General features: G+C 62.9%; 21 protein-coding genes and 1 pseudogene. 6 read left to right on the forward strand and 16 right to left on the reverse strand.

Annotated elements, in window-relative coordinates; genetic code table 11:
- The first annotated feature begins 13 nt into the window (after positions 1-13).
- The 4 genes from atpD (at position 14) to glmS (ending at position 5,255) form a co-directional block, all read left to right on the forward strand.
- Positions 14-1,396 carry a F0F1 ATP synthase subunit beta gene (gene atpD / locus ACLF6L_RS00675; protein ID WP_200171727.1) on the forward strand — a complete coding sequence of 461 codons (1,383 nt, stop codon included), beginning with the start codon at positions 14-16 and terminating at the stop codon, positions 1,394-1,396.
- Between the two features lie 12 nt (positions 1,397-1,408).
- Positions 1,409-1,837 (forward strand): F0F1 ATP synthase subunit epsilon, encoded by a 429-nt coding sequence (locus ACLF6L_RS00680; protein WP_040405602.1) that lies wholly within the window; start codon positions 1,409-1,411, stop codon positions 1,835-1,837.
- 87 nt (positions 1,838-1,924) lie between these two features.
- Entirely contained in the window at positions 1,925-3,289 is a 1,365-nt protein-coding gene (gene glmU / locus ACLF6L_RS00685; protein WP_412852800.1) for a bifunctional UDP-N-acetylglucosamine diphosphorylase/glucosamine-1-phosphate N-acetyltransferase GlmU, read from the forward strand.
- A 133-nt stretch (positions 3,290-3,422) separates the two neighbouring features.
- Positions 3,423-5,255 (forward strand): glutamine--fructose-6-phosphate transaminase (isomerizing), encoded by a 1,833-nt coding sequence (gene glmS, locus ACLF6L_RS00690; RefSeq protein ID WP_238617231.1) that lies wholly within the window; start codon positions 3,423-3,425, stop codon positions 5,253-5,255.
- Between the two features lie 60 nt (positions 5,256-5,315).
- On the opposite strand, the gene ACLF6L_RS00695 is transcribed toward glmS, so the two are convergent.
- The 3 genes from ACLF6L_RS00695 to ACLF6L_RS00705 form a co-directional block, all read right to left on the reverse strand.
- Positions 5,316-5,831, reverse strand: coding sequence for a hypothetical protein (locus ACLF6L_RS00695; RefSeq protein ID WP_200171739.1), 516 nt, complete (start codon positions 5,829-5,831; stop codon positions 5,316-5,318).
- A gap of 13 nt (positions 5,832-5,844) precedes the next feature.
- Positions 5,845-7,986, reverse strand: a complete 2,142-nt coding sequence (locus tag ACLF6L_RS00700; RefSeq protein WP_412852127.1) for a TonB-dependent receptor plug domain-containing protein — start codon at positions 7,984-7,986, stop codon at positions 5,845-5,847.
- A 196-nt stretch (positions 7,987-8,182) separates the two neighbouring features.
- A complete protein-coding gene (locus ACLF6L_RS00705) occupies positions 8,183-9,610 on the reverse strand; it encodes a carotenoid oxygenase family protein (RefSeq protein WP_412852128.1) in 1,428 nt (475 codons plus the stop codon).
- Between the two features lie 208 nt (positions 9,611-9,818).
- Here ACLF6L_RS00705 and ACLF6L_RS00710 point away from each other — a divergent pair, with 208 nt between their 5' ends.
- Together ACLF6L_RS00710 and ACLF6L_RS00715 are read left to right on the forward strand one after the other, a co-directional pair.
- Entirely contained in the window at positions 9,819-10,175 is a 357-nt protein-coding gene (locus ACLF6L_RS00710; protein ID WP_338031736.1) for a DUF393 domain-containing protein, read from the forward strand.
- Positions 10,176-10,202: 27 nt separating this feature from the next.
- Positions 10,203-10,916 carry a hypothetical protein gene (locus ACLF6L_RS00715; protein ID WP_200171746.1) on the forward strand — a complete coding sequence of 238 codons (714 nt, stop codon included), beginning with the start codon at positions 10,203-10,205 and terminating at the stop codon, positions 10,914-10,916.
- Between the two features lie 9 nt (positions 10,917-10,925).
- On the opposite strand, the gene ACLF6L_RS00720 is transcribed toward ACLF6L_RS00715, so the two are convergent.
- The 13 genes and pseudogenes from ACLF6L_RS00720 to ACLF6L_RS00780 all read right to left on the reverse strand — a co-directional run bounded on the left by ACLF6L_RS00720 (position 10,926) and on the right by ACLF6L_RS00780 (position 25,128).
- Entirely contained in the window at positions 10,926-12,821 is a 1,896-nt protein-coding gene (locus ACLF6L_RS00720; protein ID WP_238617237.1) for an SLC13 family permease, read from the reverse strand.
- Between the two features lie 78 nt (positions 12,822-12,899).
- A complete protein-coding gene (locus tag ACLF6L_RS00725; protein WP_412852129.1) occupies positions 12,900-13,169 on the reverse strand; it encodes a hypothetical protein in 270 nt (89 codons plus the stop codon).
- Between the two features lie 57 nt (positions 13,170-13,226).
- Positions 13,227-13,646 (reverse strand): zinc ribbon domain-containing protein, encoded by a 420-nt coding sequence (locus ACLF6L_RS00730; RefSeq protein WP_412852130.1) that lies wholly within the window; start codon positions 13,644-13,646, stop codon positions 13,227-13,229.
- Between the two features lie 30 nt (positions 13,647-13,676).
- A complete protein-coding gene (locus ACLF6L_RS00735) occupies positions 13,677-14,876 on the reverse strand; it encodes an IS4 family transposase (protein WP_412852131.1) in 1,200 nt (399 codons plus the stop codon).
- Positions 14,877-14,985: 109 nt separating this feature from the next.
- Complete coding sequence (locus ACLF6L_RS00740; RefSeq protein ID WP_412852132.1) at positions 14,986-15,678, reverse strand: hypothetical protein; 693 nt, start codon at positions 15,676-15,678, stop codon at positions 14,986-14,988.
- Positions 15,679-15,966: 288 nt separating this feature from the next.
- Positions 15,967-16,260, reverse strand: a complete 294-nt coding sequence (locus ACLF6L_RS00745) for a HigA family addiction module antitoxin (RefSeq protein ID WP_412852133.1) — start codon at positions 16,258-16,260, stop codon at positions 15,967-15,969.
- Between the two features lie 384 nt (positions 16,261-16,644).
- A complete protein-coding gene (locus tag ACLF6L_RS00750) occupies positions 16,645-17,853 on the reverse strand; it encodes a DUF6575 domain-containing protein (protein WP_412852134.1) in 1,209 nt (402 codons plus the stop codon).
- Entirely contained in the window at positions 17,846-18,262 is a 417-nt protein-coding gene (locus ACLF6L_RS00755; protein ID WP_412852135.1) for a hypothetical protein, read from the reverse strand. Before ACLF6L_RS00755 ends, ACLF6L_RS00750 begins: the two co-directional genes overlap by 8 nt.
- A 364-nt stretch (positions 18,263-18,626) precedes the next feature.
- Positions 18,627-19,342, reverse strand: a pseudogene (locus ACLF6L_RS00760) (transposase).
- A 148-nt stretch (positions 19,343-19,490) separates the two neighbouring features.
- Positions 19,491-20,135, reverse strand: a complete 645-nt coding sequence (locus ACLF6L_RS00765) for a TetR/AcrR family transcriptional regulator (RefSeq protein ID WP_238618298.1) — start codon at positions 20,133-20,135, stop codon at positions 19,491-19,493.
- Positions 20,136-20,174: 39 nt separating this feature from the next.
- Complete coding sequence (locus ACLF6L_RS00770; protein ID WP_412852136.1) at positions 20,175-21,299, reverse strand: ABC transporter permease; 1,125 nt, start codon at positions 21,297-21,299, stop codon at positions 20,175-20,177.
- 2 nt (positions 21,300-21,301) lie between these two features.
- Positions 21,302-24,058 (reverse strand): ribosome-associated ATPase/putative transporter RbbA, encoded by a 2,757-nt coding sequence (rbbA, locus tag ACLF6L_RS00775; protein WP_238618300.1) that lies wholly within the window; start codon positions 24,056-24,058, stop codon positions 21,302-21,304.
- Positions 24,055-25,128 (reverse strand): HlyD family secretion protein, encoded by a 1,074-nt coding sequence (locus ACLF6L_RS00780; protein ID WP_238618301.1) that lies wholly within the window; start codon positions 25,126-25,128, stop codon positions 24,055-24,057. The genes rbbA and ACLF6L_RS00780 overlap by 4 nt, the downstream gene beginning before the upstream one ends.
- Positions 25,129-25,179 lie beyond the last annotated feature (51 nt).

The raw sequence follows: 25,179 nt of genomic DNA on the forward strand, positions 1-25,179 counted from the left end.
GAGGATTATCAACATGAGTGCTGGAAACATCGTTGAAATTATCGGCGCGGTGGTGGACGTTGAGTTCCCCCGTGACGCCGTGCCCAAGGTCTACGATGCCCTCATGGTGGAGGAGGTCGGCCTGACCCTGGAAGTGCAGCAGCAGCTGGGTGACGGTATCGTGCGTACCATCGCCATGGGTTCTTCCGACGGCCTGCGCCGCGGCATCAAGGTGACCAACAGCGGCAAGCCCATCTCCGTGCCCGTGGGCAAGGCCACCCTGGGCCGCATCATGGACGTGCTGGGCCAGCCGGTGGACAACGCCGGTGACGTCAAGGCCGATGAGCACTGGTCCATCCACCGCGCAGCCCCCAGCTACGAAGAGCAGGCAGGCTCCACCGAGCTGCTGGAAACCGGCATCAAGGTGATCGACCTGCTGTGCCCCTTCGCCAAGGGCGGCAAGGTGGGCCTGTTCGGCGGCGCCGGCGTGGGCAAGACCGTGAACATGATGGAGCTGATCCGCAACATCGCCATCGAGCACTCCGGCTACTCCGTGTTCGCCGGCGTGGGTGAGCGTACCCGTGAAGGGAACGACTTCTACCACGAAATGAAAGACTCCAACGTGCTCGACAAGGTGGCCCTGGTGTACGGCCAGATGAACGAGCCGCCGGGCAACCGTCTGCGCGTGGCCCTGACCGGTCTGACCATGGCCGAATTCTTCCGTGACGAAGGCCGTGACGTGCTGATGTTCATCGACAACATCTACCGTTACACCCTGGCCGGTACCGAGGTGTCCGCACTGCTGGGCCGCATGCCTTCCGCCGTGGGTTACCAGCCGACGCTGGCCGAGGAAATGGGTGTGCTGCAGGAGCGCATCACCTCCACCAAGAAGGGTTCCATCACCTCCATCCAGGCCGTGTACGTGCCTGCGGACGACTTGACCGACCCCTCTCCGGCCACCACCTTTGCTCACCTGGACGCCACCGTGGTGCTGTCCCGTCAGATCGCCGAGCTGGGCATCTACCCGGCCGTGGATCCGCTGGACTCCACCAGCCGTCAGCTGGACCCGCTGGTCATCGGCCAGGAGCACTACGACACCGCCCGTGCCGTGCAGAACACCCTGCAGCGCTACAAGGAGCTCAAGGACATCATCGCCATCCTGGGCATGGACGAACTGTCCGAAGAAGACAAGCTGGTGGTGGCTCGCGCTCGCAAGATTCAGCGCTTCCTGTCCCAGCCCTTCTTCGTCGCGGAAGTGTTCACCGGCGCACCGGGCAAATACGTGTCCCTCAAGGACACCATTCACGGCTTCCAGGCCATCGTCAACGGTGAGTACGATCATCTCCCCGAGCAGGCCTTCTACATGGTGGGCAGCATCGAAGAGGCCGTCGAGAAGGCGGAGAAGCTCAACAAGTAATCGGGGGCACCCATGGCTATGACGTTTCACGTCGACATTGTGAGCGCGGAGGAGTCCATCTACTCCGGTACGGCTCACATGCTGGTGGCGCCGGCAGAACAGGGCGAGGTGGGCATCCTGCCTCGTCACTCCCAGTTCGTGGCATTGCTCAAGCCCGGCGAGATCCGGGTGAAGGTGTCCGAGTCCGGAGAAGAGCATCACATCTTCATCTCCGGTGGTCTGCTGGAAGTGCAGCCCCATGTGGTGACTGTGCTGGCGGACACGGCCATCCGTGCCAAGGACCTGGACGAGGCCGAGGCCCTGGAAGCCAAGCAGCGGGCGGAAGATGCCCTGGCCAACCGCAAGGCCGACTTCGACTATGCCAAGGCACAGTCGGAACTGATCGAGGCCGCGGCGCGCCTGCGCATGATCCAGAAGCTGCGCAAGAGCACCAACCAGTAAGCAGTACCCGGGAACACACGGTCATGCCGTCGGCATGGCCGTGTTTCCGTTTCCGCGCACAACCCAAGGCAGGACCTGCGGGTGACTATGGAAACCACCATCATCATCCTTGCCGCCGGGCAAGGGACACGCATGCGATCGGCACTGCCCAAGGTGCTGCATCCCCTGGGCGGACGCCCACTCCTTTCCCACGTGATCGAAACCGCGCTCTCACTCAGGCCCGAGCGGCTTGCGGTGGTCTATGGCCATGGCGGCGATCAGGTCCGTGAGCGACTGGCCGACGCCCCCGTCACCTGGGTGGAACAGCGGGAGCAGCGGGGTACCGGCCACGCCGTGGCCCAGGCCCTGCCGGTGGCCGGTCCCGATGACCGGGTGCTGATCCTCTACGGCGATGTCCCCCTGGTGGGTGCCGCCAGTCTGCAGGCCTTGCTGGACGGCCTGGACGACCACGCCCTGGCGGTGCAGTCCATGATCCTGCCGGATCCCACCGGCTATGGTCGCATCATCCGCGATGACCGGGGCAGGCCCCTGCGCATCGTCGAGCAGAAGGATGCCGACACCGGCGAGCAGGCCGTGAACGAGGTCAACACCGGTTTCATGGCGGCCCGTCGCGCCGCCCTGACGGGATGGCTGGACCAGCTCTCGCCGGACAACGCCCAGGGTGAGCTGTATCTCACCGACTGCATCGGTCTGGCGGTGGCCGAAGGCGCTCCGGTGACCGTGATCCCGGCCACGGATGCCGATGAGTTCATGGGCATCAACGACCGGGTGCAACTGGCGGCCATGGAACGCCTGTATCAGCGGCGCCAGGCCGAGGCCCTGATGCGCGCCGGCGTCACCGTCATGGATCCCGCCCGGCTGGACATCCGCGGCACCGTCACCGCCGCCCGGGATGTCACCCTGGACGTCAACGTGATTCTGGAAGGTCATGTGGTGCTGGGCGAGGGGGCGCATATTGGTCCTCACTGCGTGTTGACCAATGCCCACGTGGGTCCTGGTGCGGTGATCCGCGCCCACAGCGTGATCGAGGACGCCCGCATCGGCCCCGGTTGCACCATCGGTCCCTTCGCCCGTCTGCGGCCCGGCACCGAACTGGACGACGGGGTGCATGTGGGCAATTTTGTTGAGATCAAGAAGAGCCGGGTGGGGCAGGGCAGCAAGATCAACCACCTGAGCTACGTGGGAGATACCCGGGTGGGCCGCCAGGTCAACATCGGTGCCGGCACCATCACCTGCAACTACGACGGGGTGAACAAGCACCAGACGGTGATCGGCGACCACGCCTTCATCGGTTCCAACACCGCCCTGGTGGCCCCGGTCACCATCGGTGAGGGTGCCACCATCGGCGCCGGCTCCACCATCAACCAGCCGGCCCCGCCGGGCCAGCTCACCCTGACCCGTGCCCCCCAGGAAACCCGCCCGGATTGGCAGCGGCCGGTGAAGAAGCGCTGAGTAGAAAACGCCCTTCTTCCCCGAGTGGATGGTAGCCGTACACAAAAATTCGGCCACCCCGTCAAACCACCCCTCGCTCCGACCCCTCCGGCTCGGAGAGGGACCCGAAGACCAGCAGAGGGATAGACCCACCATGTGCGGAATCATCGGCGCCATCGCCCAGCGTGACGTAGAACCCATCCTGATCGAAGGCCTGCGCCGCCTGGAGTACCGCGGCTACGATTCCGCCGGTCTGGTGGTCCTGAACCCGGATGTCGGCCTGCAGCGGGAACGGGCCGTAGGCAAGGTGGAAGCCCTCGCCCAGCGCCTGGCCGGTGACGGCCTGCGCGGCACCCTGGGCATCGCCCACACCCGCTGGGCCACCCACGGCAGCCCCACCGAATACAACGCCCACCCTCACATGAGCCGTGACCACATTGCCGTGGTCCACAACGGCATCATCGAGAACTACGCCGAGATCCGCGGCGAACTCAAGGCCAAGGGCTACACCTTCACCTCGGACACCGACACCGAAGTGATCGCCCACCAGATCATGGACTACTGCCTCCAGGGGCTGGATCTGCTGGAATCGGTGCAACGGGCGGTGACCCACTTCACCGGCGCCTACGCCCTGGGCGTGATCGCCCGCGACCAGCCCGACCGCCTCATCGCCGTGCGCCAGGGCAGTCCGCTCATCATCGGCGTGGGCATCGGCGAGCACTTCATCGCCTCAGACATCCAGGCCATGCTGCCGGTGACCCAGCGTTTCATCTATCTGGAAAACGGTGATCTGGCGGAGCTGCGCCGGGATCAGGTGCGACTTTTTGATGCCGAACTGCGTCCCGTGGAACGTCCGGTCACCGAAAGCAGCCTTACCGCCGGGGCCGCCGACCGGGGCCGCTATCGGCACTTCATGCTCAAGGAGATCCACGAACAGCCCCGGGCCGTGGCCGAAACCCTGGAGGGTCGCCTGTCCGGTGACGGGGTGCTGGAAGGCATCCTGGGCCCTGACTCCGAGGCCCTGCTCAAGCGGGTGAAGTCGGTCCAGATCCTGGCCTGCGGCACCAGCTACCACGCGGGCATGGTGGCCGCCTACTGGATCGAGGGTCTGCTGGGTCTGCCCTGCCGGGTGGAAGTGGCCAGTGAATTCCGCTATCGCCGCCATGCCGTACTGCCCGACTGCCTGTTGCTGACCATCTCCCAGTCCGGCGAGACCGCCGACTCCCTGGCCGCCCTGCGGCAGGCACGGGAAGATGACTACCTGGGCTCTCTGGCCATCTGCAACGTGCCGGAAAGCTCCCTGGTGCGAGAGTCCGACATGGTCCTCATGACCCATGCCGGGCCGGAGATCGGCGTGGCCTCCACCAAGGCCTTCACCACCCAGCTGGTGGCCTTGTTCCTGCTGGTCCTGGCCCTGGGCCGTCATCACGGCCTGGATGCCGCTCGCATCCGGCATTTCGTGGAACAGCTCCGCGCCCTGCCGGCGGTGATGGAAAAGGTGCTTCATCTGGACGCGCCCATCGAACGCCTGGCCATGAGTCTGGTGGAAAAGCAGCACGCCCTGTTCCTGGGGCGGGGCTGCCACTACCCCATTGCCCTGGAAGGGGCCCTCAAGCTCAAGGAAATCTCCTACATCCACGCCGAGGCCTATCCCGCCGGCGAACTCAAGCATGGCCCCCTGGCCCTGGTGGACGCGGACATGCCCGTGGTGGTGGTCGCCCCCAACAACCCCCTGCTGGAAAAGCTCAAGTCCAACCTGGAAGAAGTCCGGGCCAGGGGTGGGCATCTGCTGGTCTTCACCGACGACGTGGAAGCCCTGGGTCACGACGGCGCCATCCAGAGCCTGGCGGTGCCGCCGGTGGACGACTGGCTTTCCCCCATCATCCACACCATCCCCCTGCAACTGCTGGCCTATCACACCGCCGTGCTCAAGGGCACCGACGTGGACCAGCCCCGTAACCTGGCCAAGTCAGTCACGGTGGAGTAGGGGGTGGCGTCTTCGGTAACAGCCCCCTGACGTCAATCCCATGCCGCGTCCCTTGCCTGTTCAGCCTTCCGACGGTGTCAGCCGGAAGGCTTCGTGGCAGGCGATACAGACTTCCTGGGCGCCGTGCAGGCGCTGCAGGATGCGGGTGCCGTCCGCGCCCTGACGGGCATCCTCCGCGATCTGCATGAACTCCTGGCGCATCTGGCGCATCATGCTCCCCCAGTGGGGCGGCATCACCGCCTGCATCCTCTCGGGCCGGGTTCGGCCCGTATGGTCCCGGGTGAGTTCCACATCGTGGGCCTCCGGGTCCCTTATCCTCATGGGCAGGGTCAGGCGGGCCATCTCCACCACCTTGTCCATGTCCTCGTCCAGCACGCCCCGCAGCACGCCGTTGGAGGCCTGCAGAAACTCCCGCATGTGTTCCAGCAGATGATCCCGATCCGCCGGCGGCAGGATGATTTCCTGGCGGGTGTCCGACCAGGCCGTCCCGGTCTGGAGCAGCAGCGCCAGGAAGACGGTGGCCGTCGCGCCCTTCAGGCGAGGGCGCGGGATGCGGGGATGGCGTGTATCCGGCATGTTGTGTGTGTCCTCAGAGGAAATACCGCAGGCCGATCCGGTAATAGCGGCCCGGATCGGAGAACAGGCTGGTGTCGTTGTGTCGGTCAAACAGGTTGTCGATACCGCCGTAAAGCTCCAGCTTGCGCCAGCTGGCGGGATGGAAGCTGGCGTTCAGGTCGGCCACGGTGTAGGCCTCGTCCTTGTCGGTGTTGGCGGCATCCAGATAGCGTTCACCCACGTGGCGTACCCGCAGTTGCCACATCTGGGCATTGTTCGGGGTCCAGTTCAGTCCGGCGACGGCCACGTTTTCCGGGGTGCCGCTCAGGGTCAGGCCCGTATCCCGGTTTTCCGCATCCAGCCAGGTGGCCGACAGGGCCAGATCCAGCTGCTGGCCCAGGGGCATGCTCAGGCTGGCTTCAATACCCTTGATCCGCGCCTCGCCCACGTTGCGGAAGGTGATGTATTGCACATCGGCGGGCTGTTCCGTCACCCGCTCCACCCGGTCCCGGAAATCGGTGTGGAACGCCGTGAGGGTATAACGCCCCGGACCCAGGCGACCCAGCAGGCCGATCTCGAAGGTTTCGCTGCGCTCGGGTTTCAGGTCGTGGCGGGTCTTGCCCACGTCCGCGTTCTCCACATGGGCGCCCAGCATCAGGGTGCCGTTGGGGTTGACCTGTATGACGTCATAACTGCGGGATTCGGCCACCTTGAAGCCCTGGGCATAGTTGAAGCGCAGCCGGGTATCACCGGTCAGGGCCAGTACGCCGCCCACCTTGGCGGAGGTGTTGTCCTCGCCCACGGAGGCCTCGTCGTAGCGAAGGCCATAGACCAGATCCAGGCGTTCGGTGGCCTGCCATTCGTGCTGGGCGAACAGGCCGCCGTCCCAGCGTCCATCCATGTCCCGATATTCGGCGCCGGCCAGCAGGGTGTGCCGGTCGTCCGGGCGCCAGGTCCCCAGCAGTTCGTTGGTCAGGACCTTGGTGGTGGTATTGCGTTCTGCCGTGTTGGAGTCCCCCCGGCCCGCAAACCCCAGGTCTTCCCAGGGCAGGGCGGTCACCGAGCGGGATTTTTCGTAGCGGCTGTGGTGAATCCGGTAATTGACGTTGAAATGCCCGTCCGGCTGCCAGTTCAGGGCGGCGGCCAGATCGGTGCGCTGGTTGTCGTCGGTCCAGCGGGTGGGCACGTTGAAGGCGGGGAAGATCTGACCGTTGGCGTTGTTGGTGTAGTTGGTATTGGTTCGCCCTGTGTTCACGTAGTCCCGGGTACGGTTTTCCTCCATCCGGCCCAGTTCCAGTTCCGCCTCCAGGGTGTCCGTCAGGCGGCGGTTGAGGATGACGCCTAGGTTGTAGACGTCCGCCTCGTCCAGACGCTGTTCATCGAACCGGTATTGGTCCTGGATGTTGCGCAGCGGGGAATTGGCATTGCCGTGGGTGGAGGGGGGCACCCGGTTGCCGGTGACCCGTGCATCGGCGGTGGTTCCCACCTCGTAGGCATTGCGGGTCGTGGCGTTGGCAAAAAGGCTGAATTGGGTCAGCGCATCGCCCCCGTACAGATTCGCGGCGGCGGTGTAGCGTTCCGCGCCGCCCCCGTCCCGGACACCCGCCTGCACGTCCACGCTGCCGCCGAAGCCCTCGCCCGGCTGATGGGTGATGATGTTGATCACGCCCCCCATGGCATCGGAACCGTACAACACGCTGCCCGGCCCCTTGACGATCTCGATGCGCTCGATCTGGCCGGCGGTGAGGCGGTTGAGCTCGTAGCGACGGCTGGGTTCCCCCAGTACACGGCGGCCGTTGATCAGGAACACCGTGTCCTCCCGCGCCGCGCCGCGGATGGAAAGGCTCAGGCCGTCGGCGCTGACGAACAGGGCGGAATGATTGCGCAGGATGTCGGCCAGCAGGACCGAACCGCTGCGCTGGATGTCTTCCCGGGTGATCACCTCCACGGTGCCGGGACTCCGTTCCAGGCTGCGTTCGGTGCGGGTGCCGGCGGTGACCGTGACGGTCTCCAGGGTCACGATCTCGCCGGTATCCTGGGCCTGCGCCCCGCCGCCGGCCAGCAGCGAGAGGGTGACAGAGGCACCGATCAGGGGCAGCCGACGGGAGGCTTGACGGAAGTGATCCGCCTGGGTGTCGGCGGTACGCTTGCCGTGGCGGGGCGTGCTGTCTTGCATGCAGGATTCTCCAGGCCTGGAACCGGGGTCGGGGTTCGGGTAGTGGATGGCCTGGCTGGCTTTGCCAAAGGAGGCGGATGGCTGGCTTGGCGGATTGTGTCGGTGCCATCCGGGTGGCAATTGATAAGCGTTCCCGTTCGCGCTGATTCTACCCGATTTGACGGCGCTGTCATTGATGGTTTGCAAAACCAGCCACCTACCCGGCGTGATCGGGCAGGAACTCTCCGTGAAAGCCGAAGGGCAGGGGGATGGGCAGGGTGGCCCGCGCCCGTTCCTCCAGGGTGCGGGCATCCAGGATCAGCAGGTGACTGGTGCCGGCGGCGGCGTCCAGGATCACGCTCAGCAGCACGCCATCGTCCTCCTCGGTGGCGCCGGGCCTGGGCACGAACACCGGTTCGCCGGGGTAGCTGTCGGCCTCGCTCCAGGTCAGGTGCGTGCCGCGTCCGACATCCAGCCTCACCAGTTCATCCATCAGCGCCCCGGGGACATGGTTGCCGGTTCCGTAGACGTAACGATAGTCCCGTCCACTGCATCGGGCGGCATGGATGCGGGGCAACTCCAGACCGCGTTCACCGAGCACGGTGCGGGTCGCGGTGCCCCGGCGGACATCCAGCGTGAAGCGCCAGGCCTCGCCGCAGGCCGGCTCCGTCCAGCCTCGGCGCAGGGGTTCCAGGTACAGGCGGCGGATGACGTCGGCATCCGGATAGGCGGCCAGATCCACCTGCAGCCGACCGGCCTGATCCTCGAAGGCGTTGATGTGGTGAAAGGCAAAGCAGGGCTCACCCACGCAGGTGGCCAGGTGGGTGCCGCGCTGCCGGTCGAAGACCTGGAAGCGGGTGCCAAGCTCCGGTAGCCAGCGGAAGTTTTCGATGAACGGCCGGCCCGTGACCAGCATGTCCAGGGGCGTGACCACCAGCGGAAATTCGCTCAAGACCAGATGGTGACGGGTGAGGGCGAAGCTGTGCATGTAGGCGGGGGTCTTCACCGGTAACCGGGCGATGATCCGGCGCCGACGCGTGCCGGCGGGGATACGGAACAGCAGGTATTCGCTGTTGAGGGCGAACCGTATCCCGAAGCCGTAGAGATCCCCGCTGTGGCTGTCTGCCATGGGGTGGGCCGTGCTCAGGTGCAGCTCGGTGGTGTCGGTAAAGGGCAGGGGGCCCCGTGTCTCCAGAGTGTCCGGATCGAAGGCCGTCGGGACGGGGGTTTCGGTCAGGCATACGGCCTGACCGGCCATGAGGGCAATGTTCACATTGGTATTGTCCGTGAGGACGGGATGCGCCAGCCCTCGCAGGCGTTTGAGCAGGGAACGATGGGTGTCGGTGGCGAATCCTGAACCCTGGATACGTCCGTTGTGCCGGGCCTGTTCCAGGGTGCGAGTGACCAGATGCCGGTTGCGGAACCCCACGCGCCCGCCTCGCAGGGTGAAGGACTGCAGCATGGCCAGCCCGTCGAACCAGTGACGGCAGTGGTAGTCGCCGGTCTCGAACAGGCCTGGACCGTTGCGCAGCAGCACCCCCTCCAGCCAGTCGGGCAGGTGCCCGCGCAGGGGCAGGGCGTCCTGGTCCACCTCCCGGCCCTGGGACGTGACGCCCAGGTGATAGCCAACCCTTGCTGCCATCATAATCAAGCTCCCGTTCCGTCAACCATCAAGATGCATGAGAGTCAACGCGAAAGAACCCGGATTTCATCGCAGATACGCGCCTCTTTCCCGAGGGGTTTGGTGCGGCCCTGTTGTCTTCTTCATATTAAGGGTACATCGCCATCAGGATGCATGAGGGTTAGAATGGTTCTACACGATTTCCGCAAATGAATGAATCCCGGAGGTGACCGTGTCGACCGAATCGCAACCTTGCCTTTACTATGACGCCTCCTGCGGGTTGTGCCGGAAGGAAATCAACAAACTGCGTCCCCGTCTGGAGCCACGGGTCCGGCTGATCGACATCAGTGCCGCCGATTTCCGGCCGCCCGAGGGCTATTCACTGGAAGCCCTGCTGACCCGCATCCATTATTTCGACGGTGAACGGATGCGGGTGGGCTTTGCCGCCACCCTGGGTTACTGGCGCGCGGCGGGCATGGGCAGGACCGCCGCCCTGTTGAGTCTGCCGGGGCTTTTCCATTGCGGTGACTTTGCCTACAACCAGTGGGCCAAATGGCGCCGCAGACACAGCAGTCAGTGTACGATCTGAAGATCATGCCCGCACCCGGTTCCTCCCATGAGTTCAATCCTGAATCCCGCCGTTCCCGCCTGGCTGAACCTGTTTCGCCGCGCCCCCGTCGTCGACGACACCACCCGTGCCTGGATCCGGGACGTTCACGCGTGGGCCATGGCGCAGCAGGATGACCTGCGTCCCCTGGACCAGGCCCACCTGGTCATGCCCATCCGCGAACATTTCCCGGCCCAGGTACAGTCACCCCACGAGGCCGCCGTGGCCACCTTTGCCGCCATTCGCCGCCATGCCGGGCTTGAAGCGGTGCCGATGCGGCTGGTGCCGGCCGGTGACGGTACACGGTTTCCGGCGATACCCAGCGAGGCGGAGCCGCTGGTGCTTGAGTACGACCCGTTGCTGTGGACGAACCGTCAGGCCCTGGTGGCCCAGTTGGCCCGGGATCTGGCCGGATGGTGGATGTACACGCGCTCCCGACCGGCACCGGCCCAGGAGGGCAACGAGGCCCACGTGGCAGAGCTGGTCGCGGTCTGGATGGGATTCGGGATCTTCCTGGCCAACACCGCCTTCATCAGCCGGGTGGGTGGCTGTGGCAAATGCGCCGGCCCGGCCATCGACCGGTCCGCCTCGCTGGGGCGCCCGGAGATCGCCTATGCCCTGGCCTGTTTCTGCCGCGACAGGAAGATTGCGCCCGGCGAGGCCAGATCCTTTCTGGAACCCCCGTTGAAGGGACTGTTCCGCCAGGCTATGCGGCTGGTGTAGGGCGATCCCTCACAGCGGCCACACCACCAGCAGCAGGGGTATCGAGACCGCCACCACGATGATCTCCAGGGGCAGGCCCAGCTTCCAGTAGTCGCTGAAGCGAAAACCGCCCGGACCGAGGATCAGAGTGTTGTTCTGATGGCCGATCGGGGTGAGGAAGGCGCAGGAGGCACCGATGGCCACCGCCATCAGGAAGGCGTCGGGGCTCACGCCCAGCGCGGCGGCGGTGCCGATGGCAATGGGACACATCACGGCGGCGGTGGCGGCATTGTTCATCAGGTCGGACAGGAACATGGTGACCACCAGGATCAGCGCCAGCCCGACAACGGCATGACCCTGCGCCACGTTCTCGATCAGAAGGCGGGCAATCAGGTCCGCCGTGCCGGTGGCCTCCATCGCCCCCGCCACCGGGATCAGGGCACCCAGCAACACGATCACCGGCCAGTCGATGGCATCGTACACCGCTCGCGGCGGTACGGTGCGCAGGGCCATGGAAGCCAGCACCCCGATGGCAAAGGACACTGCCGCCGGCAGCAGCCCGAAGGCGGCACCGCCGACCGCGAACAGCATGATCAGGCTGGCCTCCCAGATCTTGCGCTTGTTGGGGATGCGCAGCTCCCGCTGGGCCAGGGGCACGCAGGCATTGTCGGAGGCAAATTCCGAGATGGACTCGGGCGGACCCTGCATCAGCAGCAGGTCGCCCGACTGGATCGCCATTGAACGCAGCCGCTTCATCGAACGCTTGCCCTCCCGGGACAAGGCCAGCAGGTTCACTCCGTAGCGCGTGCGCAGGAGGATGTCGCTGGCCGAGCGTCCGGACAAGGGCGAGTTGGGCAGTACCGCCAGTTCCATCAGCACGATGTCACCGGATTTCAGCGGGGTTTCGGCGGCCTCGGTGTCATCGCCGTCGCCGTCTTCCCGTTTCCCGGCCGTGTCCGCATCCTTGCCTTTTTTGTCCTTGGCCGCGGCGGCATCGGCCTTTGCATCCGCTTCGGGGATCTCGTCCTTCTCGGGCTTGACCTCCTCTTCCAGCTTCAGGCCGAGGATGGACAGCACATCGGTCAGCGCGTCGGCCTCGGCCTCGATCATCAGGATGTCGCCGGCATGCACCTTGCGCCCTGAATTGGCGGCGATGATGCGCACTTCCCTCTGTACCAAGCCGATGATCTGGGCGTCGATATCGGCCAGCGCATTCTCGATCTCCCGTAGCCGCATGCCCGCGGCCTTGCTGTCTTCCAGGACGCGCACCTCGGTGATATAGGCGCCGGATTCGAAGCCCTCGATGCCTGACTGTTTGCGTGCCGGCACCAGTCGCCAGCCGATCAGGGCGACGAACAGCACACCCGCCAGTGCGACGGCCAGCCCGATCGGTGTGAAGTCGAACATGGCAAAACTGCCCGGCCCGGTTTCGGCGCGAAAACCGGAGACGATGAGATTGGGCGGGGTGCCGATCAGCGTGGTCATGCCGCCGAGAATGGTGCCGAAGGCCAGCGGCATGAGCACCTGTCCGGGGGTGAGTTCGAGCCGCTGGGACAGGTGGATCGCCACCGGCATGAGCAAGGCCATGGCCCCCACATTATTCATGAACCCCGACAGGAAGGCCCCCAGGCCCATCAGCGCCATGAGACTGAGCATGCGTCCGGACTGGGCCGGCAACACGGTGCGCGCCAGCACGTCGACGGCCCCCGAAGTCTGCAGGCCGCGACTGAGCACCAGCACACAGGCGACCGTGACCACCGCCGGGTGGCCGAACCCGGCGAAGGCCTCGCGCGCGGGCACCAGGCCCACCACCACGCAGGCCAGCAGGGCACCGGCCGCCACCATGTCGTGGCGCCAGCGTCCCCACAGGAACATGGCGACCGTTGCGGTCAGGATGGTCAGAATGAGCCATTGATCCTGTGTCATCGCTCGTCATTCGCCCTGGAGCATCACGGGTTCACGCGTCATTCCCGCGAAAGCGGGAATCCATTCAGTGGCCACGATTTAAAAGGGGCCGCCACCCTGGCGCCAGTTATACACCATCACCACCCCCCCGATCATCAGCGCCAGATTCACACCGACCCGCGGCAGCGTGCCATGCCGACCGATCCGATAGATGGCAAAGCCATAGGCAATAGCGGCAGCCAGGCCCACCACCCCCGCCAACAGCAGAAACACCATCGACCCCGCATGGGCCTGTGCCCCGGGGTTGGCCTGAACCAGCGACTTCAGCGTGAGCCCGGCCACCAGCAGGAACACCCACTGCGACAGCAACCTGCTCTCGATGTATTGAGCCTCCCCACGGCTAAAGCCGGGGGATTCCCGTTCTTGCTACGTCACCGCTTTCGCGGTGACTTCGCGTACCGGGTTCAGGGCTGGCTCATGCAGCCCGCCCGCCAAATCCTCAAGATTCAGCGGGCAGCACAGCCCATGCCAGTCGCGTACATTCATGGCCGCGTTGGCATCGGCGTGCGCCTTGTGTCCACAACGGGTGCAGACGTAGGCATGTTTTTTACGATCATTGATCGCGCCACAGTGGTGGCAGGTCTTGCTGGTGTAGTGGGGACGAATCTTGTCGATGGCTACACCGGCCTGAACCGCCTTGTAGGCCACGAAGGTTTCCAACTGGAAGAACGGCCAATAGTCCCGGTTCTGACCGGCGTCCGATTTGGTTTTCTTGCGCTGTTTCGTTGAGCGGCGGATACCGCTCAAATCTTCCAGCCGGATGCCCGCTCCCAGGCGCGATGCCATAGCCACCAAATCCTGAGGTATCCCCACAAATCATGGAGCAGTCCCCGCCGCCAAACTGGGCCGTATCACCTGCTTGATCCGGTCCAGCATGCCTGCCGAGAGTTCCAGCGGCTTTCTGGCCAGCACTTTCAAGCCCAGGAAGAAATGGGAGAGCCAGCGTCGTTTACTGCAACTATTGGACTGATACTGGCGGTGTAAACCCTGCAGTTCTGCCGCCATACCCATCAGCCAGGCGACAAAACTGGCCAAGGCAGCGATCAGCAGCAGCACCTCAAACCGGGCCGCCGAACGGGAGCGGGATCGCTCCACACCCAGGCCGTAATGCCGACTTTTTGTCGCCCGAAAATCCTCTTCAATTTGCATGCGCTGCGTGTACAGTCTCAATACCAGTGCCAGGCTATCCTGGCCGCCGGTCAGTGAGGTCACCAGCAACCAGGGTTCCCGTGCCCCAACCGCATGCTCACGGCTCTTGCTGTCCTGTGCCCGCTGTCCACCACGCGTCTTGTGGACGCGCCCCTTGGGTGGCTTGCGCAACCCGTACACCTGACAGGGTAGCGACTCGCGCCGGGTCATGATGAAACTGCCCAGGTAACACGGCGTGTCCTGCTCCAGGAGCAAGCCCAGTTGTTGGCAGTCAAGCCAGACCGTCTCACCCGGACGGGTCAGCTTGGTATTGCCGCGAATGCGTCCCACCCAGTCCCAGCCCAGCGCCGAAACGGCGCGAAACCAGGGCTTTTTAAAGCCTGCATCGGTCACCACGATCGGTACCGAACCGGGCGGTAGAATCTCTTGCAACTTCGACAGGAACTCGGCCTGAACCTCTGGGTTGGCGTAGAGCTTCTGCGGGTGACAACGCTGGTACACCGTCCTGCCCTGGCCTCCCACCGGCACACTGGCCCTGAGCACATGATAACCCTCGTCATCAGCGATCGGAGACCAGTCCACCAGGATGACTGGTCGGCCTACCTGTCCCACCAGCCAGTAGGTCATTGCGCGGTACACGTGAGGTGCATCCGCTTGCATCCGGGCGTTGCCCACCAAGCGATCCATCTGCTTGATGCTCGCTTTTTCCGTGACCGGGCGGGCAGAGGCGCGCCCCAGCCCCGTCACTGAAGTGCATTGTCCTTTCACCGCCGCCTCCACCGCCGTCATCAGCGACTTCATCCGGCTACGGTGGACTGGTTGACACAGGGCACCCAAATTTGTCTCAATCACCTGCGTGGCATGCATCGGCTTCTCGCGCGCTTCTTTGATTGGTTGGCGCCTTTAAAGAAACACGATCGGACCGGTGCATGTCCACCCCTCCGCCTTATCTCTATGTTTTTAAACTAATTGTTGATCAATGAAAAATCTGGGGATACCTCAGCACCAAATCCTTGCTGATGCAATGGTTGATGTGGGTGACAATGCGCCGTTCCTTCGATTCCAGCTTTTTGACGGCCCGGTGTTTACCTGCCTTTTGCAGCTTCCGGCGACGATGGGCGTAGATTCTTCGCACATGACGAATCTGCCTGGCCTTCCAGAAGATGACGGGGCCACCGGGTGTTGCGGCCACAGCCGGAACATTCTGCCCTCGATCCACTCCGATCCAGTATTCTGTCTCTTTGGCGTCGGGAACCTCCATCGACACCGAAAGGCAGGCATACCAGATACCTTTTTTGGACTGAACCAGCTTGAGACTGCCCGCTTTGGCCTTTCCTTCCAGCAGCGCCTCCAGCCAATCCCGATGAGAAGCCCCATGAACTTCTATCGGGACTCGCTTCTTGATGCCCCGCACCAATCCAAAACCAAGGCTGAAGGTGTCACCGACACGATGCAATCTCCAGTTCTGGTTGTTGGTTTCAAGGGGAAGGCGCTTAAAGCATTTCACCTGGGTGCGGGCGTTGGCGTTGCGAATGGTCTGATTGATCCATGCCGAGCCGATTTCAATATCTGCAAATGCCTTGCTGGTGAGTTGGCGGCGCTCGGATTTGGGCAGGGCAAGGATCGCGTTGGCAACTTCCGTGTTGATCTTTTCAAGACGAGCAAACATGTCCGCCTTCGACTGATTTAACCGAAGAAAGGGAAGTTTGATTGTCTTGGTGAATATCGCCACAATTCAAAACGTATACCGTCTTGCGCTATCGCGCAAGACGCGGCTTATATCCCCACTGCGAGAATCGAGTTGAATGGTAGTCGAACTGAGGTCTTACTGAAAGAGCCGGAATGAGCAATGCTCAGTAATGGCTGAGACACGGTGAAGGCCCGAACCTCCGGCAACGAGAGAGACCCGCATGCGGGTGTTGTGGAAGCCGGGGGAGAAAAACCCCCGGCTATCCGATTAAGCTGCCTCAAAGTCCAGAGGGTGAATGTCATCCAGGTTGACCGTTTTGCGGGCCACCCAAAGATCGTACATATCCTGCATCGCGAGCCAACTTTCAGGAGTACGCCCAAGAACCTTGGATAACCGCAGAGACATTTCGGGACTGATACCACTGTCTCCTTTGAGTAGCCTGGACAACGTGGAGGGCGAAACACCCAGACTCGAAGCAAGCTGACGAGAGCTAATACCGAAAGGCTCCAGATACACCTGGCGAATGAACTCACCAGGATGCGGCGGATTATGCATGGTCATTAGTGATAATCCTCATATTCGGGAGTGGGCCTATCAGGACTTCCGTCACCGGCCGCGTAAGCTTATTGGCCGTAGCTGGGGCGTGTCCATGGACTACCGGCTCCAGACGTTGACTGAATATGCCCGCATCCTCCACCTGCTGGCCCTGGGAACGCCAAAACGTGCCGCCATCTGGGCAGGCATAGCTCCAAAAGCTACTGGCACCTGTCACGATCCCTCGGCACCCAGACCGGAATGACCAATGACTGGCTGCAATGCCAGAGCTTGATCAGCATCCGCGATCAATGGATGAAAGCGCATGGTTATGCCTGAAATCGTCGTGTGTTCCCTTCTTATGAATCGTGTGGTGCGGATCCGCATGCTGGGTGGTGTGGGGAGGGCGGGCTAAACACCCGCCCTTACCCGATTAGCTGATTCCAGCGCAACGAGAGCCCACTTTGTATATTCGGCACCAGACGAAAAATTTGTTTCGATAATCTTCTTTAGAGTTACGTTATATATTCCATTGATTTCAGAATGCCTTACTGCGTCTAGGGACTCGTCTAGAATCTTTCCGCTGTAGTCTTCATTATCACTCAAATGACGCACTCGATATCGTTTAGTCTTGACATCCAAGCCCAGTAGTTCGGCCTTAAAAGTAACTGATTCAGACATATCGATATCTATTTTGCTAACCAGATCGAATGCCTTTTTAATTTCCTGTTTAGAGAGCGACAAAACTCTACCACGTTCGCTATTAGGTGAACCCCAATGCAGCTTCATAGGAGAGTCTAGTTTTGAAACCTCCCTTAAAAAGGAACGATATTTGGATGCAACCCTACCTTTTAATTCATGAAGTTTATTGCTGATATTATCTTCATTGTCCCTAGATTCGATTAAATTCGTTAATTCCAGAAGAACATCGGATGCCAATGAGCTATGAAACAAATCAGACGTTGACTTGGATTTTAGCTGTAGCCCGAACGAGCCCTCGAAAATCTGAGTGGCTCTGAATTTTGTTGCTTCGAGAATATCCGCTGGGATCGCGCCTTTTAGAGTGACATCGCCCTTACAATATTGCCCAAGTGCATTGGCGAGCTCTTGAAACGAAGTAAGTATGCCGCCCAAATCTCTTGCGTCAATTTCAGGAAGCTTGGTGTCCCAAGGGTAAAAATGAAGGTTATACGTTTCTCTTCTTGAGCCCGCTGCCGCAAGATCGGCATCAACAACTCCCAAACCGAGATGAACGCCTTCTTTCGATTCCAGATAAGCAGCTTCATCAGGCAAGTCTTCTAATGGTATTTGTTCTGGGAAGACATGGCGTACAGTGGATTCTCCAGAAAAGTTAGATTCCACTTCATAAAGGTATCCGTCTTCGGGAGTTAGAAAGGCTGCTCTAAGCGCAATACCTTTACTTACGATTGTGGAAAATCTATCTGCTGAAACAGGTAGATACAGCCACTTGTAACTTTCGTAATCATCAAACACAGATAATGCTAGATACTTTGTGCCAGAGTTATTTATACATGAGAAAAGCCGCGGAATATCATAAAACTGAAAGACAGTTTCAATACGCAATTTTCCGAGAATTGTGTTATGTGGAAGGTTAAGCATGAGCCACCTTCGAAGTATCCATTGGCATAAATATTTCAGCTAACTCTTGGGCGCTAATAAGTGGCCACAGCGTCTTGTGATTATAATTGTTTTTCGAGGGAGTGGGCGCAATTACACCAGATTCTGAACCTAGTTCAGCGATACAAAGCTTCTTTTTCCTCAACGCTGGCACCAATGATACAGCAGTTTTACAGTCCTCTTCTGAAGTATAAACAGACAACCCTCTAGCTTGACATGCCTTTTTACCCCAATCCTCATCTGGTTTTAGCTCATAATAAGACAGAAAATCCCTGTGTTTGGGGTTTGTTCTATTGGTGAATCTATACACCACACCCGATACATCTTCCGCATCGTCCGGTGGGCACTTCTCAGGATAATGATCTGGCCACATTGAGATTTTCTCTTCCATCTTTAATTAATCCCTGTACGACAGCTCAGAACTTCCACCAGCTAACATATAAGCGTTTATCCGCTGTGCGCAGCATGGCGGATAAACGTCTGTTGGACGAAGCCATGTACCGCACATCTTTATAATGGGGATTGTATTTTTGGCGGCGGGCCAGGCAGGCCATGAGCGGCCCTTTGGCAGGTGTGGATTACCTGTGCGGGTTCCTTCAGCCACTGTGGAGCCATGCTGGGGGATCCTTGGCAAGTGTGTTTTGAATGAACATAGCCTGATTGTTGGCCCTGTTTCAATGTTTTGCCCGCACTCAGGCCCGGCCTTTCCGGAGGCCGTCGTCAGCCTGCTCCGTCACCCACTATTTTTCAATCACTTAACATCGTCGTGCCTTGAGCGTGGGGCATGGGACAGGACGCGATATTTCGGCAATGACATGCAAACGACCTTTCCGGCATCGGGGACAAGGATACTCGGACGCTTCCTTGCGTGGCGCGGCGGTGGCTGCCGGTGGACGCGCCATCGATAATGCCCTCCTGACCTGATCAAGCTTTTGACGGCGGCACCGATTGGCCAAAAAGCCGTAATGGCGCACCCGCATCAAACCCTTGGGAAGGATGTGTTGCAAAAAACGGCGCACAAATTCTTCCCCGACAATACCATCACCTTACGCTGTTCCGTCCGATAGTCCTTGTAGGTGAAGTGAACACCGCCCTCATCTACCTTCACAATCCGCTGGTGGGTGATGGCAATGCGGTGTGTGTAGCGGCCCAGGTAGTCCACCACCGTTGCACCCCGGTTCAGGCAGGCCTTGGTGTAGACGTTCCACGATTCCCGCATCAGTGCATCCAGCACACGGTCGACTTCTCCCGGGTGACTCACCCGCGACAACGCACCGCTGGCGGCCGCCTGTCTCAAGGCAGACACCATCAGGCCACGAAACCGTCTTGACAGGGCCTTGACGGGAAACAGGTAGTTGCCCTGGCAGGATTGCCATTGACCATCCTCGCGCAGGGCGCCACCGGGGACGAGACAGTGCAAGTGAACATGCTGTGTCAGGGTTTGCCCCCAGGTATGCAGCACCGCCGTCATGCCCAGTTCTCCCCCCAGGCGCCTGGGATCTTGCCCGAAGGCCTTACACAGTTGGCCGGTATTGCACCGGCCCTGTTGATCTCCATGTCTCCGGCTCCTTGCCGAAAATCCACACTGCCACCAAGGCTAGTTCATCCTGCGGCGATTTTCACGCCTCCACCGGCTCCAGCAATTCCATCAGCAGTTGTGCATGGGCGCGTCTGAGGTCTTTCAGGCTGGCCTGGGTGGCTTCTTCTCCAAAGATCATCCGCGTGATGGCGGCGTACAGGGCCGGGGCCATGAGTAGTTCCGCCTGTTGGGTGAGGGGGCTGTGGCGTACGAGGCCCCGGGCGCGGCAGTGCTCCAGCATGGTCTGCTGTTCCTTCAGATAGGTGTCCAGCACCTCGCGGCGCCAGTAGTCCACCAGGTGGGGGGCGCGGTGGCTCTCGGTGATCAGCAGGCGCAGGGCGGCGATGAAATCCGGGTCGGTAACCCGGTCGTAGGTGTGTGCAATGAAGGCGTCCACCACCTCCGCCAGGGTGTCGCCATCGTCCAGCATCCATTTGCGGTTGTTGAAACTGGGGCTGAGCACCTTGAACAGCAGGGTCTCGAAAATCTGGTCCTTGCTCTTGAAGTGGGCGTAGAGGCCGCCCTTGGACAGGCCGGCCCGGGCGGCGATGTCATCCATCCGGGTGGCGGTGAAGCCTTTCTCCGAAAACTCGATCAGGGCCGCCTCGATGATCTGCCGCATGCGTTCTTCGGCGGCGAGGCGGCGGCGTCTGGCGGGAGGCCGGGGGGCGACGGTGCTGGACATGATGACGTTCCGGTTGCCGATATGGGTGGCGCGCGTTCTTCAGGCCATGCGTCCCAGGGTCTTGCGGAAGCGGGCCAGGGAAACGCTGAAGAGTACCGTACCGATCAGGAGCAGGAACAGGCACTGGGGCCAGATCACGTCCAGGCCGGCGCCCCGGTAGAGGATGGCCTGGCCCAGTTCCACGAAGTGGGTGGTGGGGGCCACCAGCATCACCTGTTGCACCAACTCGGGCATGCTTTCCCGTGGCGTGATGCCGCCGGAGAGCATCTGCAGGGGCAGCAGCACCAGTACCATCAGCATCCCGAACTGGGGCATGTTGCGGGCCAGGGTGGCCATGAAGATGCCCATGGAGGTGGTGGCGAACAGGTGCAGGGCGGCGCCCAGCAGGAACAGGGATACCGAGCCCTGGATGGGCACGCCCAGCAGGCCCCGCACCACCAGGAACAGGGACGCCGTGGCGGCCAGCAGGACCACCAGGCCCATGGACCAGATCTTGGCCAGCATGATTTCACCGGGGGTGACCGGCATCACCAGCAGGTGTTCCACCGTGCCGTGCTCCCGCTCCCGGATCAGGGCGGCGCCGGTGAGGATGATGGAGAGCAGGGTGACGTTGTTGATGATCTGCATCAGGGCGCCGAACCAGACCTCGTCAAGGCCGGGGTTGAAGCGGGCGCGCAGTGCCAGATCCACCGGCGGCCCCGTGGCGTCACGGTAGCGCTGCACGAATTCCTGCACCTCCGCCATGACAATCTGCTGGAGGTAGGTGTTGCCGATGAACGCCTGGCTCATGCGGGTGGCGTCCACGTTGAGCTGGATGTCCGGCGAGCGTCCGGCCAGCACGTCCCGCTGGAAGTTGGGCGGGATGTTGAGCACGAAGGTGTAGCGTCCGGCGTCCAGGCCCGGGTCCATCTCGGCCCAGGTAATCAGCGCCGGTCGCTCGAACATGGGCGGATAGAAGGCCGAGGTGATGCGGGCGGACAGGGGGGACTGGTCCTCGTCGACGATGGCGATGGCGGCCATGTTGATGCCGGAGGGGAGGGCGGTGGCGGCGGTGTACACCGAGATGGTGACGGTGTAGAGGATCAGGACCAGCATGATCGGGTCCCGCAGGAGGCTCCACAGTTCCTTGACGCCCAGGCGATGGATGTTCATGAGGCGGCGCATGGTCAGCGCTCCTGCTTTTTCAGCAGCAGGATGGACAGCCCCATGATCACCGGCACCGCCAGTAGCATGGGCCAGAAGATGGTGTACAGGTCGCTCAGGCCCAGCCCCTTGCTGAAAACGCCCCGGGTGATGAGGAGCATGTGGGTAGCCGGGTAGATCTCGCCGACGAGGCGGCCGGCGCCTTCCAGGGAACTCACCGGGTGGATCATGCCGGCAAACTGGATGGCGGGGATCAGGGTGCCGATCATGGCCAGGAACATGGCGGCCACCTGGCTGCGGGTGACGGTGGAGGCCAGCAGGCCCATGCCGGTGGAGATGATGCTGAAGATGAGCACCGCCAGCAGCAGGGTGGGGAAACTGCCGGTGACGGGCACGCCGAACAGGGTCACCGCCAGCAGGGCCATGAGCAGGAAATTGATCATGGCCAGGGCCACATAGGGGATCTGCTTGCCCAGCAGGAATTCGACGCGGGTGACCGGGGTGACGTAGAGGTTGGTGATGGAGCCCATTTCCTTTTCCCGCACCACCGACAGGGCGGTGAGCATGGCCGGCAGCATGAGCAGCAGCAGGGGGATGACCGCCGGCACCATGGCGGGCAGACTGCGCACGTCCGGGTTGTAGCGGAAGCGGGTTTCGATCCCGGCGACGGGGGTGGCCGCGGCGGTGCCCAGGCGCAGGGCCTGCTGTTCCAGCAACCATTGCCGGTGGATGCCCTGGACGTAGCCGCGGACGGTCTCCGCCCGTCGCGGCATGGCGCCGTCGATCCACATGCCGATCTCCACCGGATGACCCCGCAGCAGGTCACGCCCGAAGCCGGGCGGAATTTCGATGGCCAAGGTCAGTTCGCCGTTGACCATGCGCCGGTCCAGGTCGGCGTAGTCCCGGATCGGGGGCCGTTCGTTGAAGTAGCGGGAACCCGCCAGGCTCAGGGTGTAGTGCTGGCTGAGGGTGCTCTGATCATGGTCGAGGACGGCGTACTGCAGGTCTTCCACGTCCAGGCTGATGCCGAACCCCATGATCACCATGAGGATCAGCGAACCCAGCAGGGCCAGGGAGGCGCGGACCGGATCGCGGCGCAGTTCCAGGGTCTCCCGCCACAGGTAGCTGAGTAGCCGTTGCGGGCTGAACCGGGGGCTACGGCTGTGACCGCGGGTGGGGACAGGGGGCGTCCGGGGCGTGGCCTGGGGTTTGTGGCCGTCGTCCGCCGCGGCCTGATCGGTGCCCGCGCCGGCCTCGATCAGGTAGTCGATGAAGGCCTGTTCCAGGCTGTCGGCACCGCGTTTTTCCACCAGTCTGGCGGGGACATCGCTGTCCAGCACCTGGCCGGCGTGCATCATGGACATGCGGTCGCAGCGTTCGGCCTCGTTCATGAAGTGGGTGGAGATGAAGATGGTCACCCTGTCTCGCCGGGACAGGTCGATGAGCAGGCGCCAGAAGTTGTCCCGGGCGACGGGGTCCACCCCGGAGGTGGGTTCGTCCAGGATCAGCAGTTCGGGGCGATGGACCATGGCCACCGCCAGGGAAAGCCGCTGGCGCATCCCCAGGGGCAGTCTATCGGGCAGGCTGTTGCGCACGTCTTCCAGGTCAAAGCGCTGGACCATCTCGTCCACCCGGGCCGGTATCTCCGTCTCGGGCACCTGGAACAGACGGGCGTGCAGCACCAGGTTCTGCTGCACCGTCAGTTCCCCATACAGGGAGAAGGCCTGGGACATGTAGCCCACCCGGCGGCGGGTGTCGATGTCCCGCGGGTCCACCTCGTGCCCGAATAGCCAGGCCTGACCCTCGCTGGGGGGGAGCAGACCGGTGAGCATTTTCATGGTGGTGGTCTTGCCGCAGCCGTTGGAGCCCAGAAAGCCGAAGATCTCCCCCCGGCGGATGCGCAGGCTCACCCGGTTCACCGCGACGAAATCACCAAAGCGCATGGTCAGGTCCCGGGCCTCGATGGCCACGTCGCGGGCCTCGCCATCCTCCAGGGGCGGGATGCGTACCGGTTCGTGGCCCCGTGTCTTTTCCTCCGGCAACAGCTTGATGAAGGCCTCTTCCAGGTGCCGGCTGCCGGTGTTGGCCAGCAGGGCCGCCGGGGTATCCGTGGCTAGAACCCGGCCCTCGTCCATGGCCACCAGCCAGTCGAAACGCTGGGCTTCGTCCATGTAGGCGGTGGCCACCAGCACGCTCATCTGCGGGCGATCCTTGCGGATGCGGGTGATCAGGTCCCAGAACTGGGCGCGGGCCAGGGGATCGACGCCGGTGGTGGGCTCGTCCAGGATCAGCAGGTCGGGATCGTGGATCAGGGCGCAGCACAGGCCCAGTTTCTGTTTCATGCCGCCGGAGAGCTTGCCCGCCGGGCGGCTCAGGAAGGGCTGCAGGCCGGTGCTGCCGGTGAGGTCGTCGATGCGGCGGCGGCGTTCGGGGGCGTCGTGGCCGAACAGGCGGGCGAAGAACTGCAGGTTTTCTTCCACCGACAGGGTGGGGTAGAGGTTGCGCCCCAGTCCCTGGGGCATGTAGGCGATGCGGGGGCAGACCGCCTCCCGGTGACGGCGGTCGGCCATGTCGCCGTCCAGGACCGTGATCTGTCCTGTCTGCATGGCCCGGGCGCCGGCCAGCAGGGCCAGCAGGCTGGATTTGCCCACCCCGTCCGGCCCGATCAGGCCCACCATGCGGCCGGTGGGGATCTCCAGGTGGATGTCCCGCAGGGCGATGACCGGGCCGTAGCGCAGTCCCACCCCTTGCAGTCGGGCGACCACGGGGGCGGCGTTCATCCGCGGGGTACCCGGGCAGCGAGTGCGTCAGGCCAGGAGGTTTGCGGGTCCAGTTTCACCCAGACCACGCCGGGCAGGCCGGTCTTCACCTGGGTGAGGTGCTGTTGCAGCAGTTCCCGGTCGATCTGGGCCCGGACCCGGAACATGAGTTTCTGGCGTTCGGAGGCGGTTTCCACGGTCTTGGGGGTGAACTGGGCGGTGCTGGCCACGAAGGAGATGTGGGCGGGAATCACATATTGGGGGGCGGCGTCCAGAATGATGCGGGCCTCGCTGCCCAGGGCCACCCGGCCGGCCTGCTCGGTGGGCAGGAAGAAGGTCATGTATACGTCGCTCAGGTCCACCAGGTTGAGCACGCGGCCGCCGGCTCCCAGCACCTCGCCCGGCTGGGCCACCCGGAACTGTACCCGGGCGTCCCGGGGGGCGGTGAGCCGACTGTCCAGAATGTCTGCCTCGATGCGGGTGATGGTGGCGGCGGCGGCGGTCACGCCGGACTCGGCGCCGGTGACCTGGGCCTCGGCGGCGGCGATGGCGGCGCGTACGGCTTCCGCCTGGGCCTTGGCCGCATCCACCGCCGCGCGGGTGCTCTGGGTGCGTGCGCGGTCGTCATCCAGGATCTGTTCGGAGATGGCGCCCCGCTGGGACAGGCTCTCCGAACGGACCAGCCGGCGCTGGGCGGCGTCCAGCTCGCTTTCCCGCTGCACCACCAGGGCCTGGGCGGCGGCCAGGTCGCTGCGGCGCAGGGCCACCTGGGCCCTGGCGCTGAGCACCGTGGTGAGGGCCTGCTGGTGCTGGGCGCGGGCCTCGGCCAGTTGGGCCTCCAGGGAGCGGGTGTCCATCTGCGCCAGTACCTGTCCGGTGGTGACGAAATCCCCTTCGTCCACGAAGATCTCCGCCACCCGTCCCGGCAGCTTGGTGGCCACGTCGATTTCGGTGGCCTCGATGCGGCCGTTACCCGAGGCAAGACCCGGGTGGGTGGCGCCGTCCTGAAACTGCATCCAGGCGTAGAACGTGCCGGCGGCAACCACCAGCAGGGTGGCGACAATGCTCAGTGTCTTGAGTGGGGGGCGCATGATGCAGACCTGTGTGGCGTTGCAGGGGATGCTGTGGCCAGTGTGGCACGC

It is taken from the genome of Ectothiorhodospira shaposhnikovii, from assembly GCF_047222355.1.
In the GTDB taxonomy this organism is placed as follows: domain Bacteria; phylum Pseudomonadota; class Gammaproteobacteria; order Ectothiorhodospirales; family Ectothiorhodospiraceae; genus Ectothiorhodospira.

Coding starts and splice junctions, on each gene's coding strand:
- atpD (WP_200171727.1), top strand. CDS start 14: ATGAGTGCTGGAAACATCGTTGAAATTATCGGCGCGGTGGTGGACGTT.
- ACLF6L_RS00680 (WP_040405602.1), top strand. CDS start 1,409: ATGGCTATGACGTTTCACGTCGACATTGTGAGCGCGGAGGAGTCCATC.
- glmU (WP_412852800.1), top strand. CDS start 1,925: ATGGAAACCACCATCATCATCCTTGCCGCCGGGCAAGGGACACGCATG.
- glmS (WP_238617231.1), top strand. CDS start 3,423: ATGTGCGGAATCATCGGCGCCATCGCCCAGCGTGACGTAGAACCCATC.
- ACLF6L_RS00695 (WP_200171739.1), bottom strand. CDS start 5,831: ATGCCGGATACACGCCATCCCCGCATCCCGCGCCCTCGCCTGAAGGGC.
- ACLF6L_RS00700 (WP_412852127.1), bottom strand. CDS start 7,986: ATGCAAGACAGCACGCCCCGCCACGGCAAGCGTACCGCCGACACCCAG.
- ACLF6L_RS00705 (WP_412852128.1), bottom strand. CDS start 9,610: ATGATGGCAGCAAGGGTTGGCTATCACCTGGGCGTCACGTCCCAGGGC.
- ACLF6L_RS00715 (WP_200171746.1), top strand. CDS start 10,203: ATGAGTTCAATCCTGAATCCCGCCGTTCCCGCCTGGCTGAACCTGTTT.
- ACLF6L_RS00720 (WP_238617237.1), bottom strand. CDS start 12,821: ATGACACAGGATCAATGGCTCATTCTGACCATCCTGACCGCAACGGTC.
- ACLF6L_RS00730 (WP_412852130.1), bottom strand. CDS start 13,646: ATGGCATCGCGCCTGGGAGCGGGCATCCGGCTGGAAGATTTGAGCGGT.
- ACLF6L_RS00735 (WP_412852131.1), bottom strand. CDS start 14,876: ATGCATGCCACGCAGGTGATTGAGACAAATTTGGGTGCCCTGTGTCAA.
- ACLF6L_RS00740 (WP_412852132.1), bottom strand. CDS start 15,678: ATGTTTGCTCGTCTTGAAAAGATCAACACGGAAGTTGCCAACGCGATC.
- ACLF6L_RS00745 (WP_412852133.1), bottom strand. CDS start 16,260: ATGACCATGCATAATCCGCCGCATCCTGGTGAGTTCATTCGCCAGGTG.
- ACLF6L_RS00750 (WP_412852134.1), bottom strand. CDS start 17,853: ATGCTTAACCTTCCACATAACACAATTCTCGGAAAATTGCGTATTGAA.
- ACLF6L_RS00755 (WP_412852135.1), bottom strand. CDS start 18,262: ATGGAAGAGAAAATCTCAATGTGGCCAGATCATTATCCTGAGAAGTGC.
- ACLF6L_RS00765 (WP_238618298.1), bottom strand. CDS start 20,135: ATGTCCAGCACCGTCGCCCCCCGGCCTCCCGCCAGACGCCGCCGCCTC.
- ACLF6L_RS00770 (WP_412852136.1), bottom strand. CDS start 21,299: ATGCGCCGCCTCATGAACATCCATCGCCTGGGCGTCAAGGAACTGTGG.
- rbbA (WP_238618300.1), bottom strand. CDS start 24,058: ATGAACGCCGCCCCCGTGGTCGCCCGACTGCAAGGGGTGGGACTGCGC.
- ACLF6L_RS00780 (WP_238618301.1), bottom strand. CDS start 25,128: ATGCGCCCCCCACTCAAGACACTGAGCATTGTCGCCACCCTGCTGGTG.